The sequence below is a fragment of the Yoonia sp. genome, assembly GCF_046292185.1.
GTDB lineage: Bacteria > Pseudomonadota > Alphaproteobacteria > Rhodobacterales > Rhodobacteraceae > Yoonia.
On record NZ_JBKBQY010000140.1, the window covers coordinates 1 to 5,705 of the forward strand.

Below are 5,705 nucleotides of genomic sequence, written 5' to 3' on the forward strand. Positions count from 1 at the left end.
CGAAGTGGTCGTCATGAAAGACGGCCGCGTGGTCGAACAAGGACCCAAGGACGAAATGTTCAGCCCGCCACACCACGCCTATACGGATTTGTTGCTGTCATCGGTGCCGGAAATGGACCCGGATTGGCTGAGTAATCTGCTGGCCGAACGCGGCGTGGATAATATCGGCGATGCAGCCGTGAATAAAATGTAACCTTACCTTGGCCCAAAGGGTCAGCAAGACCAAACAGGGAGATACCAACATGCATGGAATTAGCAGACGCGGTCTATTGAAAACAGGTGTCGCGGCGGGTGTGCTTGGCCTGTCCGGCATGCCGTTGCGCGCGCAGACCCGTGGTGGGAAATTCACCGCGGGCTTGAGCGGTGCCAACACGTCCGACAGCTGGGACGGGCGGACGCATTCCGACGTATTCATGATCGCGGCGGCATTGGGCGGCGTGTTCGATGCGCTGACGGAGGTTGCCGCCGACGGGTCGCTCCAAGGCGAATTGGCCACAAGCTGGGAAGCCTCCCCGGATGCGAAGGTCTGGACCTTCAACCTGCGTGAAGGTGTGACCTTCCACAACGGCAAGGCATTTGGTGCCGATGACGTGATCGAATCGCTGCAGTTGCACGTCGCCGAAGGGTCACGTTCCGCAGCGCAACCGCTGGTCGCCGCGATCACCGAAATGACCAAGATCACCGACCATCAAGTGCAATTCACGCTTGAGGCCGGCAATGCCGACTTCCCCTATCTGCTGTCGGATTATCACCTGCTGATGTATCCCGCAGGCCAGATCGAAGAAGCCATTGCCCAAGGCATTGGCACAGGCCTTTACGAGGTGGTTGCCTTTGACCCCGGTGTCCGTTTCGTCGGGCGTCGCTTTGCCGATCATTACAAGGGCGACAGCGCGGGTTTCTTTGACGAGGTCGAACTGATCGCGATCAACGACAACACCGCGCGGATGAACGCGCTGATGACCGGCCAGGTCGATGCCGTGAACAGGATCGATTTCCGGCTGGAACCGTTGCTGCGCGCGAACCCGAACGTCCGCATTCAGGAAGTGACCGGCAACCAGCACTACACCTTCCCGATGCTGACCCAGACCGCACCTTTTGATGATGTGAACGTGCGCCGCGCCCTGAAATACGGAATCGACCGTCAGGATATGGTGGACAAGATCCTGCTGGGTCACGGCATGGTCGGCAACGACAGCCCGATTGGGCCCGCGAACCAGTATTACCATGCCGAGATGGAACAGCTGGAATATGATCCCGATCAGGCGCGCTACTACCTGCAACAGGCCGGGTTGGATAACCTGAACATTGATCTGTCCGCATCGAATGCCGCCTTTGAAGGCGCTGTGGATGCGGCCCAGCTGTATCAATCTTCGGCCGCGCCGGCCGGGATCAATATCAACGTGATTCAGGAGCCGGCTGACGGGTATTGGTCGAATGTCTGGCTGATCAAGCCATTCTCCGCATCGTACTGGACAGGCCGCGCGACAGAGGACTGGATGTTCTCCTCCGCCTACGAATCCGGTGTGCCGTGGAACGACAGCCAGTGGGATCACCCGCATTTCGAGGAACTGCTCTATTCGGCCCGTGCCGAACTCGACACCGACAAACGGCGCGAGATGTATTACGAAATGCAAGAAATCCTGCGCGACGATGGCGGCGTGATCATCCCGATGTTCGCCAATTTCGTCGAAGCCGTCAGCAGCCGCGTCGTGACGCCCGACGTCGTGGGCAACACCGCGCAGATGGATAACAACCGCATGCTGGAACGCTGGTCGCTGACGTAAAGCGCTGATCTTCGCCAAACGCCCTGCCGCAAGGCGGGGCGTTTTGGGGTCCTGCGGCATGGCCCTTGCAGTTCCACGAAACACGACGTATATCCTTCCCGATAGCGGCGTCTTGGCTTCCACCCCCAAGGCCCCACCGGGAAACACCAACGGGCCGCGCGCCCGTTTTTTTATGCTTGGGACAAACCCATGAATGACCTGATCGCCAAAGCGGCCATTGACCGCCGGATCGCCGAGATCATCACCCCCGTCATCGAGGACATGGGGTTCGAGGTGGTGCGCGTCCGTCTGATGACCGGCAAGGAAAGTACACTGCAAATCATGGTGCAGCGCCCTGACGGGACGATTGAAGTAGACGAATGCGCCCAGATTTCTACCGCCATCAGCGCGGTTCTGGATGTCGAAGACCCGATTGTCGATGTCTACACGCTCGAAGTGTCCAGCCCCGGTATTGATCGCCCCCTGACCCGGCTCAAGGACTTCGATCAGTGGAAGGGTTTCGAGGCCAAGATCGAAACCGAAGAATTGATCGACGGTCGCCGCCGGTTCAAGGGTGAACTGGCCGGCATCGAAGGTGACGAGGTCCTGATCGATATCGAAGAAGGCACCATTGGCCTGAAATTTGAATGGCTGTCGGATGCCAAACTGGTCCTGACAGATGATCTGATCCGCGACGTGTTGCGCGGGCGCAAGGATGCGGGTCAGATCGACGAGACCCAATTTGACGAAATTGAAACCATCATTGATGGCGAGGAGAACACCTGATGGCCTATACTTCCGCAAACCAGCTAGAACTTCTGCAAACCGCAGAAGCCGTGGCCCGCGAAAAGAACATCGAACCCGGTCTGGTGGTCGAGGCGATGGAAGAATCGCTCGCCCGTGCGGCCAAGTCGCGTTACGGCGCAGAGATGGACATTCGCGTCCATATCGACCGCAAGACAGGTCGCGCGACATTCACCCGCGTGCGGACCGTGGTCGCGGATGACGAAGTCGAAAATTATCAGGCCGAATTCACCGTCGCCCAGGCGAAGGAATACATGGACGATCCGCAGATCGGTCAGGAATACAGCGAAGAAGTCCCGCCGGTTGAACTGGGCCGAATCGCTGCGCAATCGGCCAAGCAGGTGATCCTGCAAAAGGTCCGCGAAGCCGAGCGTGACAAACAATACGAAGAATTCAAGGACCGCGCCGGCACGATCATCAACGCGCTGGTCAAGCGTGAAGAATACGGCAATGTCATTGTTGACGTTGGCTCCGGCGAAGCCGTGCTGCGCCGCAACGAAAAGATCGGGCGCGAGGCGTATCGCCCCAACGACCGTATCCGTTGCTACATCAAGGAAGTCCGCCGCGAACAGCGGGGGCCGCAGATCTTCCTGTCGCGGACCGCGCCGGAATTCATGGCCGAATTGTTCAAGATGGAAGTGCCTGAAATCTACGAAGGCATCATCGAGATCAAGGCCGTCGCCCGTGACCCCGGTTCGCGCGCCAAGATCGCGGTAATCAGCTATGACAGCTCGATTGATCCGGTCGGCGCTTGCGTGGGTATGCGTGGCAGCCGTGTGCAGGCCGTTGTGAACGAATTGCAGGGCGAAAAGATCGACATCATTCCTTGGAATGAAGATATGCCAACCTTCCTGGTGAACGCGCTGCAGCCTGCCGAGGTCAGCAAGGTCGTGCTGGACGAAGAAGCCGGCAAGATCGAAGTCGTCGTACCGGATGAGCAATTGTCGTTGGCCATTGGTCGTCGCGGCCAGAACGTGCGTCTCGCCAGCCTACTGACAGGTCTTGATATCGACATCCTGACCGAGGAAGAAGAATCCAAGCGCCGTCAGGCCGAATTCGAACTGCGCACGAAGCTGTTCATGGACACGCTGGATCTGGATGAATTCTTTGCCCAATTGCTGGTTGCCGAAGGCTTTACCAATCTGGAAGAGGTCGCCTATGTCGAACAGGACGAATTGCTGGTAATCGAAGGCGTCGATGAAAGCACCGCAGGCGAATTGCAGGCCCGTGCCCGCGACTACCTTGAGGCGCAGGCGAAAAAGGCGATGGATGCGGCAATCGCGACCGGTGTCGAACAAAGCCTGATTGATTTTGAAGGCCTGACACCCCAGATGCTGGAAGCATTGGGTAAAGATGGCGTCAAGACGCTGGAAGACTTCGCCACTTGCGCGGATTGGGAACTGGCCGGTGGCTGGACCACAGTGAATGGCGAACGGGTCAAGGACGAAGGTGTCTTGGAACCTTTCGATGTGTCGCTGGAAGAAGCGCAGACTATGGTCATGACCGCGCGTGTCATGCTGGGCTGGGTTGATCCCGACGACCTGAAAAGCGACGACACCGAAACAGAGGAAGAGGAGGCCTGATTTCAGGCCTTCGGAGATAATATATGACGCGTGGCGGGCATAAAGATGAACAAACCGATGCGGAACGCAAATGCATCGTGACGGGGGAGGTCCAGCCAAAGGCTGGGCTGATCCGCTTTGTTCTGGGGCCTGACAACCAGGTCGTGCCCGATATTCTGGGCAAATTGCCCGGACGTGGCATGTATGTGACCGCTGACCGCGCCATTCTGGAACAGGCCCGCAAGGGGCAGTTTTCGCGTTCCGCCAAACAACCGGTCACCGTGCCCGATGGGCTGGTGGACGAGGTGGAACGCCAGATCGCGCGCCGCACTGTTGACCTGATCGCATTGACCCGCAAGGCGGGCCGTGCTGTCTGCGGTTTTGAAAAGGTCAAAGGCTGGCTGGCAGGTGGCGAACGGGTCCGTGTTCTAGTGCAAGCCGCTGACGGATCAGAACGCGGAAAGACAAAACTCTGGACACCGGAAGGCGCCAGATACTTCGGTTGCCTGACGTCAGTCGAATTGGGTTTGGCTTTTGGACGGCAAAGTGTGATACATGGCGCGCTTGCGACTGGCGGACTCAGCGATCGTGTTGTAGAGGAAGCCACAAAGCTACGCGGATTACGCGAAGGGAACGGCGGCGATATGGCCTCCGGGAAGGATAAAGAAGCTAGATGAGCGATAACGACGGAAAAAAACCACTCGGCCTTGGTGGGTCACGTCCAAGCAACGTGAAGCAAAGTTTCAGCCATGGGCGGACCAAAAACGTCGTGGTGGAAACCAAACGTAAACGCGTTGTTGTGCCCAAACCCGGTGCGGCCAAGCCCGCGGGGTCGACTGGCGTGCAAATGGGCGGCGATCCGTCCAAACGGCCTGCGGGCATCTCGGATGTTGAACTCGAACGCCGGATGAAGGCGTTGGCGATGGCCCGCGCCCGCGAAACCGAAGAAGCCGCCAAGCGCGAAGCCGAAGAAAAAGAACGTGCCGCCGAACGCGAGGCGCGCCGCGCCGAGATGGAAGCCAAAGAGGCCGAAGACCGCGAACGCGAAGAACGCGCTAAGGCCAAGGCCGACGAAGAAAAGCGCAAGGCAGAACGTGCCGCCGCCAAGGTCAAAGCCGAAGCCGCCCCTGCGGGTGCTGACGCCAGCGCCCTGCCGGGTGAAAACGCCGTTGACCGTCCGTCCGCTGCTGGCCCCCGCAAGGTGGACCGCGAACGTGACGCCCGCGAAAAGGCAGCGAAAGCCAAGCCAACCCGCGGTGAAGACGACGGTCGCCGCGCCGGCAAGCTGACATTGAATGACGCGCTGACTGGCCGCGAAGGTGGTCGCCAGCGGTCAATGGCTGCGATGAAGCGTAAGCAGGACCGCGCCCGTGCCAAGGCGATGGGTGGGTCTGCTGAACGTGAAAAGGTGTTCCGGGATGTGGCCTTGCCACCTGCGATCACTGTGTCCGAACTTGCCAACCGCATGGCCGAACGCGTCGCTGACGTGGTCAAGGCCCTGATGAACAATGGCATCATGGCGACACAGAACCAGTCGATCGATGCAGATACTGCCGAACTGATCATCGAAGAATTT

At 58.9% G+C, this 5,705-nt stretch carries 5 protein-coding genes and 1 pseudogene; all 6 read left to right on the forward strand.

Features of this window, described 5'->3' with window-relative positions; all coding sequences use genetic code 11:
* A pseudogene (locus tag ACK4TM_RS16815) lies at positions 1–193 on the forward strand (ABC transporter); the annotation flags it as partial.
* Between the two features lie 49 nt (positions 194–242).
* The gene (locus ACK4TM_RS16820; protein WP_409703528.1) at positions 243–1,784 is read left to right on the forward strand and encodes an ABC transporter substrate-binding protein; all 1,542 of its coding nucleotides are present in this window, start codon (positions 243–245) and stop codon (positions 1,782–1,784) included.
* Positions 1,785–1,973: 189 nt separating this feature from the next.
* Positions 1,974–2,549 (forward strand): ribosome maturation factor RimP, encoded by a 576-nt coding sequence (gene rimP, locus ACK4TM_RS16825; RefSeq protein WP_409703531.1) that lies wholly within the window; start codon positions 1,974–1,976, stop codon positions 2,547–2,549.
* The gene (gene nusA / locus ACK4TM_RS16830) at positions 2,549–4,150 is read left to right on the forward strand and encodes a transcription termination factor NusA (protein WP_409703534.1); all 1,602 of its coding nucleotides are present in this window, start codon (positions 2,549–2,551) and stop codon (positions 4,148–4,150) included. Before rimP ends, nusA begins: the two co-directional genes overlap by 1 nt.
* Positions 4,151–4,173: 23 nt before the next feature.
* Positions 4,174–4,806 carry an RNA-binding protein gene (locus tag ACK4TM_RS16835; protein ID WP_409703537.1) on the forward strand — a complete coding sequence of 211 codons (633 nt, stop codon included), beginning with the start codon at positions 4,174–4,176 and terminating at the stop codon, positions 4,804–4,806.
* Positions 4,803–5,705 (forward strand): translation initiation factor IF-2 N-terminal domain-containing protein (locus ACK4TM_RS16840; RefSeq protein WP_409703540.1); only part of this gene is annotated, 903 nt, incomplete at its 3' end. The genes ACK4TM_RS16835 and ACK4TM_RS16840, both read left to right, overlap by 4 nt.